The following is a 21,870-nucleotide window of genomic DNA, read 5'->3' on the forward strand; positions in this document are numbered from 1 at the left end:
GACACGCCGTTGTGCAAACCCTCAACATCACTTCCAAGGATTGGAACCATGAATACGCCCTTTATCCTGGGTCGCCAGACCTTCGACGGCCTGGGCCGTCAACGCTCCGTGCAAGCCGCAGGCTACACCACCCACTTCGAATACACCGACAGGCAACTGCCCCCTACGGCCAACAGGCTGGCGGACGGCAAACGCGTGGCCTTCACCTATGTGTCGCACCTGAACAACCGCCTGTTCAGTGTGACGCCCGAAGGCGAAACGCCGCAGCAGATCACCTATCACAGGCTGGGCATGCCGGTCTCGGCCAGCGGGGCGCTCGGGACCGAGGCATTCGGGTTCAGCGCTGCTGGCCAACCGAGCCAGGACAACTGGACCATCGACCAGGCCTGCCACGAAACCCGATGGCATTACTCGCTCAACGGCTTGCTGCAGGGCTTCGACGACCCGCAAGGGGTCAACCATCGGCGCAGCTTCGATGCCCAGGGTCGGGTGGCGCACACCCGGGAAGGCAACCTCACCACCCACTACGCCTACGATGCGCTGTCGCGTCTGGTGCGTACCATCGTGGACGACCCGGATAACCAGCGCACCCTCACCACCACCCTGACCTACGACAGCCTCGGCCGCGAATCCACGCGTACCTTTACCAGCACTGAAGCCGACAAAACAGGAAACACTACCACCCGGACAGTCACTCAGACCCTTGGCTATTCAGCATTCGACAAGATCGCTTCACGCAGTTGGGCCGACAATGGCCAGACGGGCACGGAAACCTTCGAATACGACCTGCGAGGCCGGCTGGTCAACTATGCTGCCGATGAGTCTTGCGCGCCTGAGGATCCATTCGGCAACCGGATCCTGCGCCAGTCGTTCACCTTCAATGCACTGGACGGCCACGAAAAGGTGGTCACCCGGTACGCTGATGGCAGCTCGGACCAGGCCCTGTTCACCTATGCCGTGAACAACCCGGTGCAACTGGTGAAGGTCACCCACACCCAAGCGGCCTGGCCGCGGGTGATCAGGCTCGCCTATGACGCCTGTGGCCGAGTCATCCGCGACAGCCTGGGCCGGCGCATGGTGTGGAACGCGCAGGATCGGCTGACCGAAGTTCACTACAACAATCAGCGCTGTCAGTACCGATACACTGCCCGTGGCCGGCTGGCAGATCGCATCGTCGATGGCGTTCTCAATCGCAGTTTTTTCAGTGGCGACGAGCTGACCCATGAACTGACGGGCAATGCCTGCCTGCAATTTCACTCGGGCGAACAGGGTCTGTTCGCGATCAGCAAAGTGGCGGCCGGCATCCGTCGGACCACCCTGCTCGGCTGCGACGCACAGGGCAGTGTGCGCCTTGAAGCCGACGATCAGTTACGCACACGCCATTACACCAGCCACGGCGCTCAAGCCGGAGGGGCCGACAGCACGGCCTTCGGATTCGCCGGACAACGGCGTGAGCCCCTGACAGGCTGGCAGATACTGGGCGATTATCGCCCCTACGATCCGGTGCTGATGTGTTTCCTGAGCCCGGACAGCCAGAGCCCGTTCGGCGCGGGCGGCATCAACCCGTATGCCTATTGCGCAGGCGATCCGGTCAACCGCATCGATCCGGACGGGCACAGTTGGGTGAATTACGCACTGGCAGGCGTAGGTCTGGCGATTGGTATTGCGTCGGCGATCGCAGGTTTCGGCGCGCTTCTCACAGTAGGCGCCTCCATCTGTTACGCCGGTTCGGCAGCGCTGACACCGAGCGCAATGATGGTCCTCGCCGCAGGCGTGCTGGATCTTGTGTCGCTGGGGACCGGCGTGGCCGGCCTGGTTGCCGAGCACACCGGTGCCGATCAGAACGTCGCCAGCGTTCTGGGCTGGGTCTCGCTCGGTACGGGCCTTGCAGCGGGCGCTTTGAGCGGGCTGTCCGGTCCGGTCGCAAGGTTTACCGGTCGCAAGGCGGCTGCGCCAACTCCGAGTTTGCACAGGTACTATCTAACCGAGGTCCTGTTCGAACATCCACCCGGTGTGCCTCAGGTGACGTTTCACAACAGACTCTGGGGGGACAACCTGAGGGGCCTCAGAACCCACGGGAGCGGCGAGGGCTATCTGCTCAACGCTCAGGGTATATTCGAACCCGCCGCGAATGTGGCCCGACGCGAAATCGCTCCTCGCCTCGCCGGCTACGCTGCGGATCGCCCTTTGGTGCTGCTTGCCTGTGAGGGCGGTTCCAGTGGCGCGGCGCAGGCAATGGCCAATGTCTTGCGCAGGCCCGTGATCGGCTATGACAAAGCCATCTATGTCGGCACGATCGCACGCTTGAACGCGCTCACCAACTACGCTAGCCCATTAGGCATTCATACCAGCCTGCCCCTGCAGAAGATGGGTTTTTTCAAGCGACTGAGCAGTGCACCACGCGAGCGTTTTGCCGCAGGCGACAAATTCGAACGCGCGACCTGGCGGATCTTCAATCCAGCATGAGCGCCGCTGTGCCCGGTGAGCGATGATTCAGCCCGCCGGACACTGCCGTTCGGCGCCCCCTGCCCGCCTTAGACCAACGTTTATCCTGCGACAGGGTGTCGCGCCGAGGGGCAAGGGGTATACTGCCGCGCCTTTTCCTGCCGCAGCGCCTGAGCGGTAGCCGAGCCAAAGGCCGTTTGTGCGATTGCCCGACGCACCCGCGCGAGCCGCCCTATATAATGTTCCCGCCTGATAGAGGAGAACGCCCATGACCGTGATCAAGCAGGATGACCTTATCCAGAGCGTCGCCGACGCCCTGCAGTTCATCTCCTATTACCACCCCGTCGATTTCATCCAGGCCATGCACGAGGCCTACCTGCGCGAAGAGTCGCCCGCCGCGCGCGATTCCATGGCCCAGATCCTCATCAACTCGCGCATGTGCGCCACCGGCCATCGTCCGATCTGCCAGGACACCGGTATCGTTACCGTTTTCGTACGCGTGGGCATGGACGTGCGCTGGGATGGCGCCACCATGAGCCTGGACGACATGATCAACGAAGGCGTGCGCCGCGCCTACAACCTGCCGGAAAACGTCCTGCGTGCCTCGATCCTCGCCGACCCGGCAGGCGCTCGCAAGAACACCAAGGACAACACCCCGGCGGTCATCCACTACTCCATCGTTCCGGGTAACACCGTTGAAGTGGACGTGGCGGCCAAGGGCGGTGGCTCGGAAAACAAATCGAAGATGGCAATGCTCAACCCGTCCGATTCGATCGTCGACTGGGTCCTGAAAACCGTGCCGACCATGGGCGCTGGCTGGTGCCCGCCTGGCATGCTCGGCATCGGCATCGGCGGCACCGCCGAGAAAGCCGCGGTCATGGCCAAGGAAGTCCTGATGGAGTCCATCGACATCCACGAGCTCAAGGCTCGCGGCCCGTCGAACCGGCTGGAAGAAATGCGTCTGGAGCTGTTCGAGAAGGTCAACCAGTTGGGCATCGGCGCCCAGGGCCTGGGCGGCCTGACCACCGTGCTCGACGTCAAGATCATGGACTACCCGACCCACGCAGCCTCGCTGCCGGTCTGCATGATCCCGAACTGCGCCGCCACCCGTCACGCCCACTTCGTGCTCGACGGTTCCGGTCCAGCCTCGCTGGAAGCGCCACCGCTGGACGCCTACCCGGAAATCGTCTGGGAAGCCGGCCCGTCGGCCCGCCGCGTCAACCTCGACACCCTGACACCCGAAGACGTGCAGAGCTGGAAGCCGGGCGAAACCGTCCTGCTCAACGGCAAGATGCTCACCGGCCGCGACGCCGCGCACAAGCGCATGGTCGAGATGCTGAACAAGGGCGAAACCCTGCCGGTTGACCTCAAGGGTCGCTTCATCTACTACGTCGGCCCGGTCGATCCGGTCGGTGACGAAGTGGTAGGTCCGGCCGGTCCGACCACCGCCACCCGTATGGACAAGTTCACCCGTCAGATCCTCGAGCAGACTGGCCTGCTGGGCATGATCGGCAAGTCCGAGCGCGGCCCGACCGCTATCGACGCGATCAAGGACAATAAAGCCGTCTACCTGATGGCCGTCGGCGGTGCTGCGTACCTCGTGGCCCAGGCGATCAAGAAATCGCAGGTCCTGGCCTTCCCGGAACTGGGAATGGAAGCGATCTACGAGTTCGAAGTCAAAGACATGCCGGTCACTGTCGCGGTCGACAGCAAAGGTGAGTCGGTGCACATCACAGGTCCTGCCATCTGGCAGAAGAAGATCAGTGAGAGCCTGGCGGTGGAAGTGCAGTAAGCGCTTTCTGGCAACACCGAAAAGCCCGGCCTTTGTGCCGGGCTTTTTCATGGGCATTCAGGTCGCAGCGTGGCGCACCAGGCTCAAGGGTGTGGCGCTCACCCGGTGCTGGCTCAGGTAGCGCATGCAACTGACACGCAGAAACGAGGCGAAATTCACCACTTCTCCTCGGTAATCCATGACTTCTTCGTAGAGCTTGCTGATCAACTGGTTGGTGGTGATGCCGTCGTGCCCGGCTATTTCGGCGAGGATGTCCCAGAACTGGTTTTCCAGACGCAAGGTGGTCACCACGCCACAGATGCGCAATGAGCGCGAGCGGGATTCGTACAGGATCGGGTCGGCTTTTACGTAGAGTTCGCACATGATGACGCCTCGCGTTCTACAGAATGATCTGAGTGCCCAGCAGCTTCAGAAACGCCGCCAGCCACGCCGGATGAGCAGGCCATGCCGGACCTGTGACCAGGTTGCCGTCGGTGTGCGCCTCTTCCATGCCGATCTCGACGTACTCGCCACCGGCCAGCCGTACCTCGGGAGCGCAGGCAGGGTAAGCGCTGAGGGATTTGCCCTTGAGCACGCCTGTCTCGGCCAGCAGTTGCGGGCCGTGGCAAACGGCGGCGATGGGCTTGTTGTCGCGACCAAACTCGCGCACCAGCGCCAGCACATCGGCATTGAGTCGCAGGTACTCGGGAGACCGCCCGCCGGGCACCAGCAGTGCGTCATAGTCGGCGGACTTCACGCTGTCGAAATCGAAATTCAGCGCGAAGTTATGACCACGTTTTTCGCTGTAGGTCTGGTCGCCTTCGAAGTCATGGATGGCGGTGCGAATCACCTCGCCCTTCTTCTTGCCGGGGCAGACGGCATGCACCGTATGGCCGACCATCTGCAGCGCCTGGAACGGCACCATTACTTCATAGTCTTCGACGTAATCGCCGACCAGCATGAGAATTTTCTTGGCAGCCATGTGCTGAAGCCCTCCGAACCCGTTGCGGTGAGTGAGATGTCGTTCCAGTATTCGCCAATATTGCAGGCGCTGGTAACAGCGTAGTACTACACACGCAAGGTCGTCGGTGGTCCCGTAGCAGGGTGCCTGTCTCAAATCACCCCTGTAGGAGCGCGCTTGCCCGCGACGGCGCTGCGTCAGACACGCACGCTTCGACTGACCCACCGCCCCCGCCGGCAAGCCGTGCTGCTACGGAGCAGACAAGCGCCGAAAGCAATCAGCCCCGTCGATCCAGCGCATTGACCACCAACCGGTCCACCCAGCCCCAGATCCGTTGCTTGACCCGCTGCCACAGCGGCCGGGCCTGCCAGTCCTGCAGGCTGATCTCGCTGCTGACCAGAAAATCCCGCTCGAAGCTCTCGGTCACCGCCCGGGTCAGCGCCGGGTCGAGGGCTTCCAGATTGGCCTCAAGGTTGAACCGCAGGTTCCAGTGATCGAAATTGCATGAACCAATGCTGACCCAGTCGTCCACCAGCACCATTTTCAGGTGCAGGAAACACGGCTGGTATTCGAAGATTTTCACCCCGGCCTTGAGCAATCGAGGGTAATAGCGATGCCCGGCGTATCGCACTGACGGGTGATCGGTGCGGGGGCCGGTGAGCAGCAGGCGCACGTCGATGCCTCGGGAGGCTGCGCGGCGCAGGGCACGGCGGACTTTCCAGGTCGGCAGGAAATACGGCGTCGCCAGCCAGATGCGCTTCTTGCCGGTGTACAGGGCGTGAATCAAGGATTGCAGGATGTCACGGTGCTGGCGGGAGTCGGCGTAGGCCACCCGACCAAGCCCTTGTCCGCTGACCGGCGCCTTGGGCAGGCGCGGCAGGCCGAAATTTTCCGAAGGCCGCCAGGCACGGGGCCGGGCATTGGCGTGGAACTGCCGGTCGAACAGCGCCTGCCAGTCGAGCACCAGCGGCCCGCGAATTTCCACCATCACTTCGTGCCATTCGCTGGTGTCCTGATCGGGGCGCCAGAATTCGTCGGTCACCCCGGTTCCGCCCACCACCGCGAGCTGCTTGTCCACCAACAACAATTTGCGATGGTCGCGGTAGAAATTACGGATGCCCCGCCGCCAGTGCACGCGGTTGTAGAAGCGCAGAATCACGCCCGCCTCGGTCAGCCGGGTGCGCATGCCCAGGGTGAACGCCAGCGAGCCGAAATCATCGAACAGGCAACGCACGATCACCTTGCGCCTGGCCGCATTGACCAGCGCCTGCACCACGGCTTCAGCGCAGCTCCCGGCCTCCACCAGATACAACTCCAGCTCCACCTGCTGCTCGGCGCCGTCGATGGCGGCAATCATGCACGGGAAGAACGCCGGCCCATCGACCAGCAGATTGAAGCGGTTGTCGTCACGCCACGGAAAGATCGCGCCTCTCATGATCAGCGCGCCGTGAAGATCAGCACGGCGCCCACCGGCACCGAGAAGCCGATAGCCGAGAGCCCGGCGACCTTGCGTAGGTCATCGAGCCCCGGCAACAAGCCGAAATCCTCGGCATGCAGCACCAGCGGCTCGAGGGTCACCACCTGGAAACGCCGGTCATCCAGGCGCGTGGCCAGAAGTTCTGCGCTGTAACTCTGGGACTGACCGTGCAGTTGCACCTTCAGCGGCAGACGCAATTCCAGCTGCGCACCGGGGGCCAGCGCGTTGATCGGGCGCATATCCAGTTGCGCGCTGATCCGCGCTTCGGGGAACTGCTTGATGTCGAACAGTTGCCTGCGCAAGCGCTCGTCGCGCAACGGAATGCCGGTGCTCACCGATTCCATCTCGACCTCGAGTTCAGCGACACCCTTGGTGTCGACCTTGCCATGCAGGTTGAGGAAACGATGCACTTCGGAAACATCGGCGTTTTTGGTCGAGATGAACGACAGTCGCGAAGACTCGTTATCCAGATACCAGTTCGCCTGGGCAGGCAGCGCAAGCACAGCGAGCGAGGCCAGCAACAGGCGGGTGAGAATGGGCATGCGAACTCCAGATGCGCGGTTGAGGCAACCTTATCCGGCAGTCAGACCACAGGCAAATGGGGATGTTCGCCATCAACTCGCCGGGGACACCAGCCGACACCCCTGCCGCAGCCCCTGCCACTGTGCGCTGCTCTCGCGGCCCATGCCGGTGGCGGTGATGCGTTTGTCGCTCAGGCTTTCGGTCAGGGTGCTGGGCAGCCACTGTTTCACATAGCTTTGGCAGTAATCCACAGGATTGTTCATCACATAACGGCAGGAGCAGTACTCCTTGGCAGTGTAGGCGCTGATGATCGTGGGAAATGCCTGCAACTGGACGCGCCAGGTCCAGATCAGCGCGAGCAGAACCAGCAGGATCAGGATGCCCAGGCTGCTGAACGGTCGGCGGCGGATGAAGCTTTTCTGTGCAGTCATTTGACACCCTCCCCGGCCACGGCTTTCAACGTCAGCTTGAGCAACTGGTCGTGGTCGTAGGTTCCGTCGCGATCATCGGCGTAACGCACGATCACAAGGCCTGCGCTGGGGATCACATACAGCGCCTGGCCCCAATGGCCCAGCCCGGCGAACGTGTCGGGTGGTGCATCGGGCCAGGGACCAGGGCCGTCAGCGGTCTTGTTCAGCCACCAATGGCCGCCTGGCGCTTCGCTAGTCGGCGTTTGCGACTTGAACGGCGTGAGGTTGAAATCCACCCATTGGGTTGGCAATAACTGGCGGTCCTGCCACTGGCCGCGGCGCTCCATCAAAAGGCCGATGCGCGCAAGATCCCGGGCAGTCATGTAGGCATAGGATGAACCGACGAAGGTGCCCGTGGAGTCAGTTTCCCAGACGGCGCTCTTGATGCCCAGCGGGTCGAACAGTGCAGTCCAGGGATAGTCGGCGTAGGCGGCCTCGCCGACCATTCCCCGCAATGCCGCCGCCAGGACCGTGCTGTCGCCGCTGGAGTAGCGATAGGACGTGCCGGGGGCACTGGCCACAGGGTGCTCGGCAGTGAAGCGTGCCATGTCGGTGCGACCTCGGGTGTAGAGCATGGCCACCACTGAGGAATCGAGCGGCGCGTATTCGTAGTCTTCCTGCCAGTCCAGGCCCGAGGCCCAGTGCAGCAGGTCCTGGACTCTGATATCGGGATGGGCGTTGAACGGGGCGTAGAAGCTGGCGACCGAATCAGCGAGCTTGAAACGCCCCTCGCCGAACGCCACGCCGAGCACCGTCGCCAGGATGCTTTTGCTGATTGACCAGGTGAGGTGTGGGGTCTGGGCCGTGGTCACTCCGGCGTAGCGTTCGTAGACCAGTTCACCGTCGCGGATGATCAACAGGGCGTCAGTGCGCACGCCTTTGCGCTCTTGCTCGTCGCGGGGCGGGAAGGCGTAGGTTTCCAGGTCCTTGAGTGCGGGGCCGGGTGTGAGTTTGTGGACAGGCCATTGTTCGTCAGGCCAGGTCTGTGCGCCGGCCGAGCAGGTCAACAGCAGCAGAAGGAAGAGCAGACGGCTCATGAAGGGGTCTCGAATACGCGATGCGAGAAACCCTAGCAGCCAATCGTTACATTGTTGATCGTTCCCACGCTCCGCCGCCTTCCCGTAGCAGCACGGCTTGCCGGCGGGGGCGTCTTCGAGATCGCCGACGCCGGCAAGCCGGACTGCTACGGGTGTGGTTTACCCCAAACCTGTAGGAGCGCGCTTGCCCGCGATGGGGCCTGGAGATCGCCCCCGCCGGCAAGCCGTGCTGCTACGGGGATGTGCTCGTCAGCGGCTGCAACCCCACTCCGAATCCCTGTCACGCAACCATCACCAAAGCTTAATGGTCATGACATCGGCCCTCCCTAGCCTGCATTCGTACAGCAATGCTTCGAATAATCAGTCGACCGGCCTGGACGAAGGCTGGCCCACGGAGACGCCACATGACTCAGATCGCCAGTATTCGAGACACCCGCTCCGAACGTCGCCTGCAGGCCGAGCGCCTGATCGGGCCTCAAGCCATGCAGGAAGCACAGGCTTTGCGCTTCAGTGTGTTCAGCGGCGAATTCAATGCCAAGCTCAAGGGCGCCGAACTGGGCCTGGACATCGACGATTACGACGTACATTGCATGCACATCGGCGTGCGTGACTTGAACAGCGGCAAGCTGGTGGCCACCACCCGCCTGCTGGACCACAAGGCCGCCAACACCCTGGGCCGCTTCTACAGCGAAGAAGAATTCAGCCTGCATGGCCTGGGCCATCTGCAAGGTCCGATCCTGGAACTGGGCCGCACCTGCGTCGACCCGGCCTACCGCAACGGCGGCACCATCGCGGTGCTGTGGAGCGAGCTGGCCGAAGTGCTCAACGAAGGCGGCTACAGCTACCTGATGGGCTGCGCCAGCATCCCGATGCAGGACGGCGGCATCCAGGCTCACGCCATCATGCAGCGCCTGCGCGAGCGTTACCTGAGCACCGAGCACCTGCGTGCCGAGCCTAAAAACCCGCTGCCAAGCCTGGACATTCCGAACAACGTCATCTGCGAAATGCCACCGCTGCTCAAGGCCTACATGCGCCTGGGCGCGAAGATCTGCGGCGAGCCCTGCTGGGACGAAGACTTCCAGGTGGCCGACGTGTTCATCCTGCTCAAGCGCGACGAACTCTGCCCGCGCTACGCCCGTCACTTCAAGGCAGCCGTGTGATGAGCGCGCTGCGCAGTCATGCGCGAGTCATCCGCGTGCTGTGGGTCATCGCCCTGGGGCTGACCATCGCCGGCACCTTCGCCCTGATGGAACGGCTGCGCATCGGCAACTCCATGGCCCGTCGCCAACGCTGGACCAGCTGGTTCATGGCGCGCCTGACCGCCGCCCTGCCGTTTCGCGTCACGGTCCACGGCAAGCTGCCTGCGCAGCCGATGCTGTGGGTCAGCAACCATGTGTCGTGGACCGACATCGCCATCCTCGGCAAGCTGGCGCCGCTATCGTTCCTGTCCAAGGCTGAAGTGCGCACCTGGCCGGTCGCCGGCTGGCTGGCGCTCAAGGCCGGCACGCTGTTCATCCGTCGCGGTTCGGGCGACAGCAAGCTGATTCAGAAACAGATCGGCCAGCACCTGACCGGCAATCATTCGCTGGTGATCTTTCCGGAAGGCACCACCACCGATGGCCGCAGCCTGCGCACGTTCCACGGTCGCCTGCTGTCCAGCGCCATCGATACCGGCGTGCCTGTTCAACCGGTAGCGATCCAGTACCTGCGCAACGGCAAGCCCGATCAGATCGCCCCGTTCATCGGTGACGACGACCTGCTGTCGCACCTGCGTCGGTTGTTCGCCAATGACGTGAGCGACGTGCACATCCACTTGCTCAAGCCTATCGACTCACAGGGCAAGGAGCGCGCTGCACTGGCGTTCGAAGCTCAGCAAGCGGTGCAGGTGGCGTTGTTCGGTGAGAAGACCGGCGACGTGGCTCAGCCTGCCGAGGTTCGCCCGGCGGCATCCGCCAGGGCAGCCTGAGCGAACGCCTGAAGCTGTGGATAGAACTCGCTGAAATCTTCGCTCAACGGCCGATAAAGCGCCTGCAGTTCCTGCATGGCGCCGGCCAGTCCCTCGGGGCGTGACAGGCGTCGGGAAATCCCGGCCAGCGCATCGCCCACCACCTCGAAATCCACGTACGAACCCAGCCAGTCCTGCGCGGCCATGCGCGGGGCGATCAGGGCCAGGCGCTCTGGCAATGCGGGTTCGCTCGCCAGCACGCCGTAGACCTTGCGGGTGAAATCGTGCAGGGATACGTCCGAGTACTGCGGCCAGTCCCGCGCCAGGCAATGATCGAAAAACACGTCCAGCACGATGCCTGCGTAACGCCTGCGCTCGGCAGGGAAGCGGCCCATGGCCTGCTTGATGACCGGGTGGGCATCGGTGAACACATCGATGCGCCGATGCAGCCGGATCGCCTCTTCGATGTCCAGGGGAAAGCGCCCCGGCAATAGCCCTTTGACGAAATCGCCATAAAGACTGCCGAGCAATTGCGCGGGCGTTTGACCGCCCAGATGGAGGTGTGCGAGGTAGTTCATGGAGGCCAATGTAGCAAACTTCGTAGCAGCACGGCTTGCCGGCGGGAGCGGTGTGTCAGACATCCATTCTTCGGCTGACCCACCGCGCCCGCCGGCAAGCCGTGCTGCTACGGAGCTTAGGGGCCTGCATCGTTATAACCCGATATAGCGAAATAGGCTGAGCTTAGCACCGAAACATATTTGTATATCGCGATGCACAGATATAAAGTTCGCCCCATCGCGATATACCGCTACACACAGATTGAGAACGACATGCCTATCGACCTCGACGAAATAATAAAAGCCCTGGCTCATCCGGTCCGCCGGCAGATCCTCAATTGGCTCAAAGAACCCAATACCTGCTTCCCCGACCAGCACCACTCCCTGGAGCTGGGTGTCTGTGCGGGGCAGATCGACCAGCGCGCGGGCCTGTCGCAATCGACGGTGTCGGCGCACCTGGCAACGCTGCAGCGCGCCGGGCTGATTTCCAGCAAGAAACACGGTCAGTGGCACTTTTTCAAACGCAATGAAGACGCCATCCAGGCGTTTTTGAAGGCCCTGAGCGAACAGCTCTAGCCACGACTTCCAGGAGACGCCACGTGCCTCTTTCGCTACTTATTCTGGCCCTGAGCGCCTTCGCCATCGGCACCACCGAGTTCGTCATCATGGGCCTGTTGCCCGATGTCGCCACTGACCTTGGCGTGAGCATTCCCGGCGCCGGCTGGCTGGTGACCGGCTACGCGCTGGGCGTGGCCATCGGCGCGCCGTTCATGGCCATGGCCACCGCCAGGCTGCCGCGCAAAGCCGCGCTGGTGACGCTGATGGGCATTTTCATCGTCGGCAACCTGCTCTGCGCCGTCGCCGCCGACTACAACATCCTGATGTTTGCCCGAGTCGTGACCGCGCTGTGCCACGGTGCCTTCTTCGGCATTGGCTCGGTGGTGGCAGCGGGCCTGGTTCCGGCCAACCGCCGCGCTTCGGCGGTAGCACTGATGTTCACCGGCCTGACCCTGGCCAACGTTCTGGGAGTGCCACTGGGCACCGCATTGGGCCAGCAGGCCGGCTGGCGCTCGACCTTCTACGCCGTGACCGTGATCGGCGTGATCGCTTTCATCGGCCTGATCCGCTTCCTGCCGGCCAACCGTAATGAAGAGAAAATCGACATGCGCGCCGAGCTGGCCATGCTCAAGGGCGGCGGTATCTGGCTGTCGCTGAGCATGACTGCGCTGTTCGCCGCATCGGTGTTCGCGCTGTTCACTTACGTCGCGCCATTGCTGGGCGAGGTCACCGGGGTTTCGCCACGGGGCGTGACCTGGACACTGATGCTGATCGGCCTGGGCCTGACCGTGGGCAATATCATCGGCGGCAAGCTGGCAGACCGGCGCCTGGCCGCCACGCTGATCGGCGTGTTCATCACCATGGCCGTGGTGTCGACCGTGCTGAGCTGGACCAGCGCTGCACTGATTCCCGCCGAAGTGACGCTGTTCCTCTGGGCCGTCGCCTGTTTCGCTGCCGTGCCTGCCCTGCAGATCAATGTCGTGACCTTCGGCAAAGACGCACCCAACCTGGTTTCCACGCTGAACATCGGCGCCTTCAACGTCGGCAACGCGCTGGGCGCCTGGGTTGGCGGCAGCGTCATCGCCCACGGCTATGGCCTGACCAGCGTGCCCCTGGCAGCCGGTGCACTGGCGGTGCTGGCCTTGCTGGCCACCCTGATCAATTTCCGTCAGCGCGGCGATGCCGGGCTGGCTGCCGTTGCCAACTGATCGCCGAGAATCAGCGCACTGGCGTTTGCGACAAAAGACTGCGGATTCACCCCTGAGACTTCATTGAGGATATCCCCGATGACTACGATTTTTGATCCGATCCAGATCGGCGAGCTGACACTGGCCAACCGCATCATCATGGCGCCGCTGACCCGCTGCCGTGCCGACGAAGGCCGCGTACCGAACGCGATGATGGCCGAGTACTACGTGCAGCGCGCCTCGGCGGGGCTGATTATCAGCGAAGCGACCTCGGTCACGCCGATGGGCGTCGGTTACCCGGACACCCCCGGCATCTGGTCCAACGATCAGGTGCGCGGCTGGGGCAACGTCACCAAGGCCGTGCATGCGGCCGGCGGCAAGATCGTTCTGCAACTGTGGCATGTGGGCCGGGTGTCGCATCCGATGTACCTGAACGGCGAGGCGCCTGTCGCGCCGAGCGCCATTCAACCCAAGGGCCACGTGAGCCTGGTGCGTCCACAAGCCGACTACCCGACGCCGCGCGCCCTGGAACTGGCTGAAATCGAAGACATCGTCGAGGCCTACCGCACCGGTGCCGAAAACGCCAAGGCGGCCGGCTTCGATGGCGTGGAAATCCACGGCGCCAACGGCTATCTGCTCGATCAGTTCCTGCAAAGCAGCACCAACACCCGCACCGACGCTTACGGCGGCTCGCTGGAGAACCGCGCGCGTCTGTTGCTGGAAGTCACGGATGCGGCCATCGAAGTCTGGGGCGCGGGCCGTGTGGGCGTGCATCTGGCTCCCCGTGCCGACTCCCACGACATGGGCGACGACAACCTGGCGGAGACCTTCACCTACGTGGCTCGCGAACTGGGCAAACGTGGCGTGGCGTTCATCTGCGCCCGCGAGCGTGAACTGGACGACAGCCTGGGGCCACGCCTGAAAGAAGCCTTTGGTGGGGTGTTCATCGCCAACGAGAAATTCACCAAGGCCTCGGCCAATGAGTGGCTGGCCAGTGGCAAGGCTGACGCTGTGGCATTCGGCGTGCCGTTCATCGCCAACCCTGACCTGCCAGCACGACTGGCCCAGGATGCACCGCTGAACGAGCCGCGTCCCGAGACGTTCTATGGCAAGGGTGCGGTGGGGTATCTGGATTATCCGGCGTTGTAAGGCGTCAGCCGTTTCAAGGCTTTAGATTGTTACCTTGATGCCCTTCGGGCCTGATCGCGGGCAAGCGCGCTCCTACATTTGTTGCAACGTAGCGCATTCTGATGGACCGCGTTGCTGGCCTCGGTCCATCAGGCCATGGCACGTTGCAAAAGATGTAGGAGCGCGCTTGCCCTCGACCGCGCCCGAAGGGCATCCATGTAGCGATGGCCAGCCTATCTAAGGCCGCGCATTGATCTGCTGCGAAAGATTCTGAATCTGGCTCTGCAAGGTGTTCAGGTTGCGGGTCATCTGCCCGCGAAACGCATCGAACTCCTGGGTGCTGGCGCCTGACTGGGCTGGCGCAGCGGGACGATTGTCCTGCTCGCTCTTGAGCACGATCATGTCCTGCTCCAGACGCTCGATGGCCTGGCTGTTGTTGCTCTTCTTGAGGTTCGCGACATCCGCGCTCAGGCTCTTGATCTGGGTATCCAGACGCTCCTGCTCGGCCTGGGCCGACTTGCCGTCAGGCATCGCCGCCTTCACCGCAGCCAGTTCGGTGGCCACCGCCTTGAGCTGTTCCTGCAACTGCTGATTGGTCGCCTGCTGCTGGGTCGACTGGCTGCTGATCTGCTCAAGACGCTTGTCCAGCCCGCCCTGCAGACCCGCCACGCCTTGCGCCTGCTTGCCCTGCTCGGCCAGTTGATCCTGCAGCTCCTTGATTTGCGCCTTCATCGCTTCACCACCGCTGGTGGCAACCGACTCGGTAGCAACGACCTTGCCGGAAATCGCCTGCAGGCGCCCCGCCGCTTCTTCGCTGATGCGCGCAAAGCTTTCCTGGGTCGCGACCAGTTGCTGCTCCATCAACGAGACCTGTTGAAAGCTCCACCAGCCCAGGCCGCAGAACGCGATGAACAACGCGCCGATCAACGCCCACAGCGCACCGGTGCCAGGCGCCTTGACCTTGACCACAGGCGTGGTACGCGAATAGACCGTGGTGCGCTCGCGGGCGCCGGCCGAGGGGACGAAATCGTCATCGTCATCTTTGGCGCTGAGGCTCGGGACGTCATCGACGTCGTCATACGGATCTTTACGCATGGGGTTCCCTTTAAAAACCGGTAAATCTGCTGGCGGCATTATAACCGCCGCTAATCAAGACCATTCTCAATGGTCGATGTTTCACAACGCCCCGCCGTGCTGGGCTTTCCACCAACTGCAGAACTCGTCCAGCGCGGTCCAGACACTGACCTTGGGCTGATAATCCAGATAATACTGGGCGCGGCTGATATCAAGGGTGAAATCACGGCTCATGACCTGCATTCCGATTCTCGACAGCGTCGGTTCAGGTCGGCCCGGCCAGAGCATGCACGCCGCTTCGTTGAGCGCCGCGGCGCTGTAGCCCAGGCCGTAGGAGCGGTAGCGCGTGACAGGCGGCAGTTGCATCTGGCGCATGACGTAGTTGACCACGTCCCAGACCGGAATCGGCGTGCCGTTGCTGATGTTGTAGGCCTTGCCCAGGGCTGAACCGCTGGCCAGCAGGCTGCTCAGCAGCGCCTCGTTGAGGTTCTGGATGCTGGTGAAATCCACCTTGTTCAGGCCGTTGCCGATGATCGACAAGCGCTTCTTGCGCTGCATCTGCATCAGCCGCGGAAAGATGCTGGTGTCGCCTGCCCCGGTCACGAAACGGGGACGCAGGGCGATCACTTCCAGGCCGAACTCCTCGGCGCCGAACACTTTCTGCTCGGCCAGGTATTTGGTCGCGGCGTAGTGGTTGTGGAAACGCTTGGGCACCTGTTCTTCGCGAATATTGAGGTGCGAATAGCCATCGAAATAGATCGATGGCGACGACAGGTGCACGAGGCGACGTACCCTTTGTTTCAGGCAGGCCTCGACCACGTTCTCGGTGACCTGCACGTTGCCCTGATGAAAATCCTGGCGCCGCCCCCAGGTGCCGACCGCCCCGGCACAATGCACAACCGCTTCGACGTCATCGCACAGCGCCTGCACCAGGTCTGGATCATTCAGATCGCCCTGTATGAACTCGGCCCCGCGCCGCACCAGATGCTCGACACCTTCCGCGCGACGGCCATTGACCCGAACGCTCAAGCCCTGCTCCAGGGCAAAACGCGCAAAGCGCCCGCCGATGAAGCCGCTTGCGCCGGTGACCAGAATCTTCATTTACCGCTCCACATCTCTATGCACAGGAAATCGTCGGCCGCGAAGGCTTATGCAAAACCTGTGGGAGCGAGCTTGCTCGCGAAGAGGCCAGTACATCCGCCACATCTCTGGTGGCGGATAGTCAGCATTCGCGAGCAAGCTCGCTCCCACAGGGCATCATGGCCTTGCGACGACCAGTGGATGACGCTCATTGTCCCTCAAGCGGCACCAACCATTGCCCGGCTTTTTTCGCCAGATGGTCGGTCAACTGATTCAACAGTTGCCCGCCGTTGCGCCAATGATGCCAGTACAAGGGCACATCGATGCAGCGATCGCTCATTAATTCCACCAGCCTGCCGCTGGCCAACTGCTCCTTGACCTGCAATTCCGGCACCAGGCCCCAGCCGATCCCGGCCTCGCTCATGCGAATGAAGCCCTCGGAGGACGGGCACAGATGGTACGCAAACCCGCCTTCGACACCCAGCGACGCCATGTACCGGTGCTGCAGGAAATCATCCGGGCCGAACACCAGTGCCGGGGAGCGCGCCAGGGACTCTGCCGTCACCCCGTGGGGAAAATGCCGGGCCATGAAATCGGGGCTGGCCAGGGCACGGTAACGCATGGCGCCGAGGGGCAGGCTGCGCGCGCCGGCGACCGGCCTTTCGCTTGCGCACACACAGGCCGCCACTTCGCCTGCGCGCATGCGCTTGAGGCCCACGTCCTGGTCCTCGACCACCAGATCGGTCAACAACCCGCGCTCGGCGCAGAAATCGCCCACGGCAGGCGCCCACCAGGTCGCCAGCGAATCGGCGTTCAGGGCAATGCGCAGCCGCTCCGGCATGCCGCCCTCGTCCAGTGCCGGCACCACGCTTTGCAGATCGCGCTCCAGCAGGCGCACCTGTTGCACATGATTGAGCAGGCGGCGGCCGATGTCCGTCGGGCTCGGCGGCGTCGCACGCACCAGCACCGGCTGGCCGACACGGGCTTCGAGCAGCTTGATCCGCTGCGACACGGCCGACTGCGACAAGCCCAGCACCTGCGCCGCACGCTCGAATCCGGCTTGCTCCACCACTGCCGCCAGGGCGGAAAGCAGCTTGTAATCGAACATCAATTTTCCTAATGGGCGATGATGATTATTGTTTTTTCTTATACAGCCATTGCACCGACAATGGCCACCTCAAATGCACCTCGCCTCATCGAATTCCCGGAGCACGACACCATGTGGCAAAGCTACCTCAACGGCCTGCTGGTCGCCTTTGGCCTGATCATGGCCATCGGCACCCAGAACGCCTACGTCCTGGCCCAGAGCTTGCGCCGCGAACATCACTTGTCGGTCGCGGTGCTGTGCATCCTCTGCGATGCGATGCTGGTGGCCGCCGGGGTTTTCGGCCTGGCCAACGTGCTGGCCCACAACCCGACACTGCTGGCCATTGCACGCTGGGGCGGCGTGGTCTTTTTGGTGTGGTACGGCGCCAAGGCACTGCGCCGCGCCCTGACGCCGCAAAGTCTGGAACAGGGTGACGGCAGTGGCCAGCGCTCCCGCCGCGCGGTGTTGCTCACGGCACTGGCGGTGACCCTGCTCAACCCCCACGTTTATCTGGACACCGTGCTGCTGATCGGCTCCCTCGGCGCACAGCAGACCATGCCCGGCGCCTACGTGGCCGGCGCGGCCAGTGCCTCCCTGGTGTGGTTCTCCACCCTGGCCATCGGCGCCGCCTGGCTCGCCCCCTGGCTCGCCCGCCCGGCAACCTGGCGGCTACTGGACCTGATGGTCGCGGTGATGATGTTCAGCGTGGCCGTGCAACTCATCAGATCGGCGTGAGCCCTTCGTAGCAGCACGGCTTGCCGGCGAGGGCGATCTTACGGTCGTCGTCGCGGGCAAGCGCGCTCCTACAGATGCGAACAGCAAGCCGTGCTGCTACGGGACGGTGTACAACCTAAGCTTTTGATTTTGATCTTCTTACGCGATGGTGCAGGCGCCGCCGAACGCGACGTTAAGGCGCCAGGCCGAGCGCAGGTGTCGTGGAGGGGGATGAGCGGCATGGATGCCGCGAAAGCCGTGCGGGCCAGGGACGGCCCATCACGGCGTGCCCCCGGAACGGCGCCGGAGTCGAGGGAAGCCCGAAGGGCCCCAGCCTGTCGCAATGGCTTTGCCTACTTTCCCCGTAAGGAAAGTAGGTCGCCCGTAAGGGGCGAAACCCATAAGCCCGGTCACCACGACAACGGATATGTCCCCAATCTCAGAGTTACCCGGCGACGCGGAGCGTCGCGCAATGCATTCCCACGCGGAGCGTGGGAACGATCAATACCCATTATTCCTGCCAACGCTCTGGAACCTCTATCCCTCACAGTTGTTGCGTGGTTATGGTCTGGGGCCGGTGCTATGATCCTGCCCCTGTGTCGCAAAAGAGTAGAAACTCACCGACGCATACTCTGTACGGCCGCCCGTGATCGGCCTTGCGCTAACCGCAACCTGACCTGAGTAGGAGAATCACCATGGCTTTCGAATTGCCGCCGCTGCCTTACGCACATGACGCTCTGGCACCGCACATCTCCAAGGAAACCCTGGAATACCACCACGACAAGCACCACAACACCTACGTCGTGAACCTGAACAACCTGGTGCCGGGCACCGAGTTCGAAGGCAAGACTCTGGAAGAAATCGTCAAGACTTCCTCGGGCGGTATCTTCAACAACGCAGCCCAGGTCTGGAACCACACTTTCTACTGGAACTGCCTGGCGCCAAACGCTGGCGGCCAACCTACCGGCGCACTGGCTGATGCCATCAACGCAGCGTTCGGCTCCTTCGACAAGTTCAAGGAAGAGTTCAGCAAGACCTCCATCGGCACCTTCGGCTCCGGCTGGGGCTGGCTGGTGAAGAAGGCTGACGGCTCCCTGGGCCTGGCCAGCACCATCGGTGCAGGCAACCCGCTGACCAACGGCGACACCCCGCTGCTGACCTGCGACGTCTGGGAACACGCCTACTACATCGACTACCGTAACCTGCGTCCAAAATACGTCGAGGCGTTCTGGAACCTGGTCAACTGGAAGTTCGTTGCCGAGCAGTTCGAAGGCAAGACCTTCACCGCCTGATCCGCGCATCAGATGGTTGTCTGAAAAAAACCCGGCATGTCCGGGTTTTTTTTCGCCTTCTGTTCGTCCTTTATGTATCGTCGGACAACGATAGCGGACTAATATCAGTGGCGGCCCGATTCGACGAATTGCCGCTCAAGTTCCACCTGCTTTCTACCGACACAGTACCGATAGCCTTACTTGCCCGCAGGAAATCGTTATCTGGATGAAACAGGTCAAGGGTGTATCAGGACCTTGACGTGGACTGTGTGCATGCCAATGCTTGCAACAACCCGCTATCGCATGGATGAAGGAATGCCCATTTGAAGCTGGAACTCAAGAACAGCTTGTCGGTGAAGCTGCTGCGCGTGGTGCTGCTTTCGGCGCTGGTCGTGGGCGTTGTGCTCAGTTGCGCGCAGATCGTGTACGACGCCTACAAGACCCGCCAGGCGGTGGCCACCGACGCCGGCCGGATTCTCGACATGTTCCGCGACCCCTCGACGCAGGCTGTCTATAGCCTGGACCGCGAGATGGGTATGCAGGTCATTGAAGGTCTGTTTCAGGACAAGGCCGTGCGCATGGCCTCCATCGGCCATCCCAACGAGACCCTGCTGGCCGAAAAAACCCGCGATTTGGCCGCAACCCCGACCCGCTGGCTGACCGATCCCATCCTCGGCCAGGAGCGCAGCTTTACCACGCAACTGGTGGGCCGCAGCCCCTACAGCGAATATTACGGCGACTTGCGCATTACCCTGGACACCGCCACCTACGGCGAAGGTTTCCTGACCAATTCCCTGATCATCTTCATCTCCGGCGTGCTGCGTGCCCTGGCGATGGGCATGGTGCTGTACCTGGTCTATCACTGGCTGCTGACCAAGCCGCTCTCGCGCATCATCGAGCACCTGACCAGCATCAACCCGGACCGCCCGAGCGAGCATCAACTGCCGCTGCTCAAGGGTCACGAAAAGAACGAACTGGGCATCTGGGTCACCACCGCCAACCAGTTGCTGTCGTCCATCGAGCGCAACACCCACCTGCGCCATGAAGCCGAATCCAGCCTGCTGCGCATGGCGCAGTATGACTTCCTTACCGGCCTGCCCAATCGCCAGCAACTGCAGCAGCAACTGGACCGGATTCTGGTGGACTCAGGCCGCGTGCAGCACCGCGTCGCCGTGCTTTGCGTAGGCCTGGACGACTTCAAGGGCATCAACGAACAATTCAGCTATCAGGCCGGCGACCAGTTGCTGCTCGCCCTGGCCGATCGGCTGCGTGGGCACAGCGGACGCCTGGGCGCACTGGCGCGCCTGGGTGGCGACCAGTTCGCGCTGGTGCAGGCCGACATCGAACAACCTTACGAAGCAGCGGAACTGGCGCAAAGCATCCTCGATGATCTGGAAGCCCCATTCGCGGTCGACCAACAGGAAATCCGCCTGCGCGCCACCATCGGCATCACCCTGTTCCCCGAAGACGGCGACAGCACCGAGAAGCTGCTGCAAAAAGCCGAGCAGACCATGACCCTGGCCAAGACCCGGTCACGCAACCGCTACCAGTTCTACATCGCCAGCGTCGACAGCGAGATGCGTCGCCGCCGGGAGCTGGAAAAGGACCTGCGCGAGGCACTGGTGCGCAACCAGTTCCACCTGGTCTACCAGCCGCAGATCAGCTATCGCGACCAGCGCGTGGTCGGTGTCGAGGCACTGATTCGCTGGATTCACCCGGAACATGGCTTCGTGCCGCCCGACCAGTTCATTCCGCTGGCCGAGCAGAACGGCACCATCATCGCCATCGGCGAGTGGGTGCTGGACCAGGCGTGCAAGCAACTGCGCGAATGGCACGACCAGGGCTTCTCCGAACTGCGCATGGCGGTGAACCTGTCCACCGTCCAGTTGCACCACGCCGAGTTGCCACGGGTGGTGAACAACCTGCTGCAGATCCATCGCCTGCCGCCGCGCAGCCTGGAGCTGGAAGTGACCGAAACCGGCCTGATGGAAGACATCAGTACCGCCGCCCAGCACCTGCTCAGCCTGCGCCGCTCGGGGGCGTTGATCGCCATTGACGACTTCGGTACCGGCTACTCGTCGCTCAGTTACCTGAAAAGCCTGCCCCTGGACAAGATCAAGATCGACAAGAGCTTCGTTCAGGACCTGATCGACGACGATGACGACGCCACTATCGTGCGCGCCATCATCCAGCTCGGGAAAAGCCTGGGAATGCAGGTCATTGCCGAAGGTGTGGAAACCACCGAGCAGGAGGCCTACATCATCTCCGAAGGCTGCCACGAGGGTCAGGGCTACTTCTACAGCAAGCCGTTGCCGGCCCGGGAGTTGCTGTCCTACCTCAAGAACGCCCAGCGCTCCTACGTCGGGGTGCTGTAGCGAGGGGCGGTGTAGGAGCGCGCTTGCCCGCGACTGCGGTTTGTCAGACCGGATGGGGAAACTGACACGGCGCGGTCGCGGGCAAGCGCGCTCCTACAGTCGTCCGGACGTTTGACTGGCTGTAAATTCTTGTAACAGCTTGAAATATCTCCCCCGCCTGCGTAACGGCGTTTCGCCTTTACACCGAATGCAAATCTTTCGCATTATGTCG

General features: G+C 62.6%; 20 protein-coding genes. 10 read left to right on the forward strand and 10 right to left on the reverse strand.

What is annotated here, in order from left to right; genetic code table 11:
- Window positions 1-48 precede the first annotated feature (48 nt).
- Both ACIPO9_RS13985 and ACIPO9_RS13990 read left to right on the forward strand, forming a co-directional pair.
- On the forward strand, window positions 49-2,466 hold the full coding sequence (locus tag ACIPO9_RS13985; protein WP_400781553.1) for an RHS repeat domain-containing protein: 2,418 nt from the start codon (window positions 49-51) through the stop codon (window positions 2,464-2,466).
- A gap of 247 nt (window positions 2,467-2,713) precedes the next feature.
- Window positions 2,714-4,237, forward strand: coding sequence for a fumarate hydratase (locus ACIPO9_RS13990; protein ID WP_108236967.1), 1,524 nt, complete (start codon window positions 2,714-2,716; stop codon window positions 4,235-4,237).
- 57 nt (window positions 4,238-4,294) lie between these two features.
- Here the strand turns inward: ACIPO9_RS13990 and ACIPO9_RS13995 are convergent, their stop codons facing one another.
- From ACIPO9_RS13995 to ACIPO9_RS14020, 6 genes are all read right to left on the reverse strand, one after another.
- Entirely contained in the window at window positions 4,295-4,600 is a 306-nt protein-coding gene (locus ACIPO9_RS13995) for a ribbon-helix-helix domain-containing protein (protein ID WP_274134743.1), read from the reverse strand.
- A gap of 16 nt (window positions 4,601-4,616) precedes the next feature.
- Complete coding sequence (locus ACIPO9_RS14000) at window positions 4,617-5,198, reverse strand: DJ-1/PfpI family protein (RefSeq protein WP_274134742.1); 582 nt, start codon at window positions 5,196-5,198, stop codon at window positions 4,617-4,619.
- Window positions 5,199-5,454: 256 nt separating this feature from the next.
- Window positions 5,455-6,612, reverse strand: coding sequence for a phosphatidylserine/phosphatidylglycerophosphate/cardiolipin synthase family protein (locus ACIPO9_RS14005; RefSeq protein WP_400781555.1), 1,158 nt, complete (start codon window positions 6,610-6,612; stop codon window positions 5,455-5,457).
- Window positions 6,613-6,614: 2 nt separating this feature from the next.
- On the reverse strand, window positions 6,615-7,196 hold the full coding sequence (locus tag ACIPO9_RS14010) for a YceI family protein (RefSeq protein WP_400781557.1): 582 nt from the start codon (window positions 7,194-7,196) through the stop codon (window positions 6,615-6,617).
- A 72-nt stretch (window positions 7,197-7,268) separates the two neighbouring features.
- Window positions 7,269-7,607, reverse strand: coding sequence for an amidase (locus tag ACIPO9_RS14015; protein ID WP_274134739.1), 339 nt, complete (start codon window positions 7,605-7,607; stop codon window positions 7,269-7,271).
- Complete coding sequence (locus ACIPO9_RS14020; RefSeq protein WP_400781558.1) at window positions 7,604-8,683, reverse strand: serine hydrolase domain-containing protein; 1,080 nt, start codon at window positions 8,681-8,683, stop codon at window positions 7,604-7,606. The genes ACIPO9_RS14015 and ACIPO9_RS14020 overlap by 4 nt, the downstream gene beginning before the upstream one ends.
- Before the next feature lie 404 nt (window positions 8,684-9,087).
- Here ACIPO9_RS14020 and olsB point away from each other — a divergent pair, with 404 nt between their 5' ends.
- Together olsB and ACIPO9_RS14030 are read left to right on the forward strand one after the other, a co-directional pair.
- Complete coding sequence (gene olsB / locus ACIPO9_RS14025; RefSeq protein ID WP_400781560.1) at window positions 9,088-9,843, forward strand: L-ornithine N(alpha)-acyltransferase; 756 nt, start codon at window positions 9,088-9,090, stop codon at window positions 9,841-9,843.
- Window positions 9,843-10,649 carry a lysophospholipid acyltransferase family protein gene (locus tag ACIPO9_RS14030; protein WP_274134736.1) on the forward strand — a complete coding sequence of 269 codons (807 nt, stop codon included), beginning with the start codon at window positions 9,843-9,845 and terminating at the stop codon, window positions 10,647-10,649. Before olsB ends, ACIPO9_RS14030 begins: the two co-directional genes overlap by 1 nt.
- On the opposite strand, the gene ACIPO9_RS14035 is transcribed toward ACIPO9_RS14030, so the two are convergent.
- Entirely contained in the window at window positions 10,604-11,206 is a 603-nt protein-coding gene (locus ACIPO9_RS14035) for an ACP phosphodiesterase (RefSeq protein WP_400781562.1), read from the reverse strand. The genes ACIPO9_RS14030 and ACIPO9_RS14035 overlap by 46 nt on opposite strands.
- A 252-nt stretch (window positions 11,207-11,458) precedes the next feature.
- Between ACIPO9_RS14035 and ACIPO9_RS14040 the strand changes: the two genes are divergently transcribed.
- The 3 genes from ACIPO9_RS14040 to ACIPO9_RS14050 all read left to right on the forward strand — a co-directional run bounded on the left by ACIPO9_RS14040 (window position 11,459) and on the right by ACIPO9_RS14050 (window position 14,079).
- The gene (locus tag ACIPO9_RS14040; protein WP_274134734.1) at window positions 11,459-11,761 is read left to right on the forward strand and encodes a helix-turn-helix transcriptional regulator; all 303 of its coding nucleotides are present in this window, start codon (window positions 11,459-11,461) and stop codon (window positions 11,759-11,761) included.
- 23 nt (window positions 11,762-11,784) lie between these two features.
- A complete protein-coding gene (locus ACIPO9_RS14045; protein ID WP_400604743.1) occupies window positions 11,785-12,951 on the forward strand; it encodes an MFS transporter in 1,167 nt (388 codons plus the stop codon).
- Between the two features lie 78 nt (window positions 12,952-13,029).
- Complete coding sequence (locus tag ACIPO9_RS14050; RefSeq protein WP_400781564.1) at window positions 13,030-14,079, forward strand: alkene reductase; 1,050 nt, start codon at window positions 13,030-13,032, stop codon at window positions 14,077-14,079.
- A gap of 216 nt (window positions 14,080-14,295) precedes the next feature.
- Here the strand turns inward: ACIPO9_RS14050 and ACIPO9_RS14055 are convergent, their stop codons facing one another.
- From ACIPO9_RS14055 to ACIPO9_RS14065, 3 genes are all read right to left on the reverse strand, one after another.
- Window positions 14,296-15,153, reverse strand: a complete 858-nt coding sequence (locus ACIPO9_RS14055; RefSeq protein ID WP_400781565.1) for an ATPase — start codon at window positions 15,151-15,153, stop codon at window positions 14,296-14,298.
- A gap of 81 nt (window positions 15,154-15,234) precedes the next feature.
- Entirely contained in the window at window positions 15,235-16,233 is a 999-nt protein-coding gene (locus tag ACIPO9_RS14060; RefSeq protein ID WP_400781568.1) for an NAD-dependent epimerase/dehydratase family protein, read from the reverse strand.
- A 187-nt stretch (window positions 16,234-16,420) separates the two neighbouring features.
- Complete coding sequence (locus ACIPO9_RS14065; protein WP_274134726.1) at window positions 16,421-17,320, reverse strand: LysR family transcriptional regulator ArgP; 900 nt, start codon at window positions 17,318-17,320, stop codon at window positions 16,421-16,423.
- Between the two features lie 111 nt (window positions 17,321-17,431).
- Here ACIPO9_RS14065 and ACIPO9_RS14070 point away from each other — a divergent pair, with 111 nt between their 5' ends.
- From ACIPO9_RS14070 to ACIPO9_RS14080, 3 genes are all read left to right on the forward strand, one after another.
- Window positions 17,432-18,034, forward strand: coding sequence for a LysE/ArgO family amino acid transporter (locus ACIPO9_RS14070; protein ID WP_400781782.1), 603 nt, complete (start codon window positions 17,432-17,434; stop codon window positions 18,032-18,034).
- A 674-nt stretch (window positions 18,035-18,708) separates the two neighbouring features.
- Window positions 18,709-19,305, forward strand: a complete 597-nt coding sequence (locus ACIPO9_RS14075) for a superoxide dismutase (protein ID WP_274135976.1) — start codon at window positions 18,709-18,711, stop codon at window positions 19,303-19,305.
- Between the two features lie 302 nt (window positions 19,306-19,607).
- Complete coding sequence (locus tag ACIPO9_RS14080; RefSeq protein WP_274135974.1) at window positions 19,608-21,659, forward strand: bifunctional diguanylate cyclase/phosphodiesterase; 2,052 nt, start codon at window positions 19,608-19,610, stop codon at window positions 21,657-21,659.
- The last annotated feature ends 211 nt before the right edge of the window (window positions 21,660-21,870 follow it).

It is taken from the genome of Pseudomonas sp. NPDC090203, from assembly GCF_044746765.1.
Classification (GTDB): Bacteria; Pseudomonadota; Gammaproteobacteria; order Pseudomonadales; family Pseudomonadaceae; genus Aquipseudomonas; species Aquipseudomonas putida_AD.

What these genes read in the sequence shown, in the direction of transcription:
- ACIPO9_RS14020 (WP_400781558.1), bottom strand. Translation starts at nt 8,683, where the DNA reads ATGAGCCGTCTGCTCTTCCTTCTGCTGCTGTTGACCTGCTCGGCCGGC.
- ACIPO9_RS14070 (WP_400781782.1), top strand. Translation starts at nt 17,432, where the DNA reads ATGTGGCAAAGCTACCTCAACGGCCTGCTGGTCGCCTTTGGCCTGATC.
- ACIPO9_RS13995 (WP_274134743.1), bottom strand. Translation starts at nt 4,600, where the DNA reads ATGTGCGAACTCTACGTAAAAGCCGACCCGATCCTGTACGAATCCCGC.
- ACIPO9_RS14050 (WP_400781564.1), top strand. Translation starts at nt 13,030, where the DNA reads ATGACTACGATTTTTGATCCGATCCAGATCGGCGAGCTGACACTGGCC.
- ACIPO9_RS13990 (WP_108236967.1), top strand. Translation starts at nt 2,714, where the DNA reads ATGACCGTGATCAAGCAGGATGACCTTATCCAGAGCGTCGCCGACGCC.
- olsB (WP_400781560.1), top strand. Translation starts at nt 9,088, where the DNA reads ATGACTCAGATCGCCAGTATTCGAGACACCCGCTCCGAACGTCGCCTG.
- ACIPO9_RS14005 (WP_400781555.1), bottom strand. Translation starts at nt 6,612, where the DNA reads ATGAGAGGCGCGATCTTTCCGTGGCGTGACGACAACCGCTTCAATCTG.
- ACIPO9_RS13985 (WP_400781553.1), top strand. Translation starts at nt 49, where the DNA reads ATGAATACGCCCTTTATCCTGGGTCGCCAGACCTTCGACGGCCTGGGC.
- ACIPO9_RS14075 (WP_274135976.1), top strand. Translation starts at nt 18,709, where the DNA reads ATGGCTTTCGAATTGCCGCCGCTGCCTTACGCACATGACGCTCTGGCA.
- ACIPO9_RS14040 (WP_274134734.1), top strand. Translation starts at nt 11,459, where the DNA reads ATGCCTATCGACCTCGACGAAATAATAAAAGCCCTGGCTCATCCGGTC.
- ACIPO9_RS14010 (WP_400781557.1), bottom strand. Translation starts at nt 7,196, where the DNA reads ATGCCCATTCTCACCCGCCTGTTGCTGGCCTCGCTCGCTGTGCTTGCG.
- ACIPO9_RS14065 (WP_274134726.1), bottom strand. Translation starts at nt 17,320, where the DNA reads ATGTTCGATTACAAGCTGCTTTCCGCCCTGGCGGCAGTGGTGGAGCAA.
- ACIPO9_RS14000 (WP_274134742.1), bottom strand. Translation starts at nt 5,198, where the DNA reads ATGGCTGCCAAGAAAATTCTCATGCTGGTCGGCGATTACGTCGAAGAC.
- ACIPO9_RS14055 (WP_400781565.1), bottom strand. Translation starts at nt 15,153, where the DNA reads ATGCGTAAAGATCCGTATGACGACGTCGATGACGTCCCGAGCCTCAGC.
- ACIPO9_RS14015 (WP_274134739.1), bottom strand. Translation starts at nt 7,607, where the DNA reads ATGACTGCACAGAAAAGCTTCATCCGCCGCCGACCGTTCAGCAGCCTG.
- ACIPO9_RS14030 (WP_274134736.1), top strand. Translation starts at nt 9,843, where the DNA reads ATGAGCGCGCTGCGCAGTCATGCGCGAGTCATCCGCGTGCTGTGGGTC.
- ACIPO9_RS14035 (WP_400781562.1), bottom strand. Translation starts at nt 11,206, where the DNA reads ATGAACTACCTCGCACACCTCCATCTGGGCGGTCAAACGCCCGCGCAA.
- ACIPO9_RS14060 (WP_400781568.1), bottom strand. Translation starts at nt 16,233, where the DNA reads ATGAAGATTCTGGTCACCGGCGCAAGCGGCTTCATCGGCGGGCGCTTT.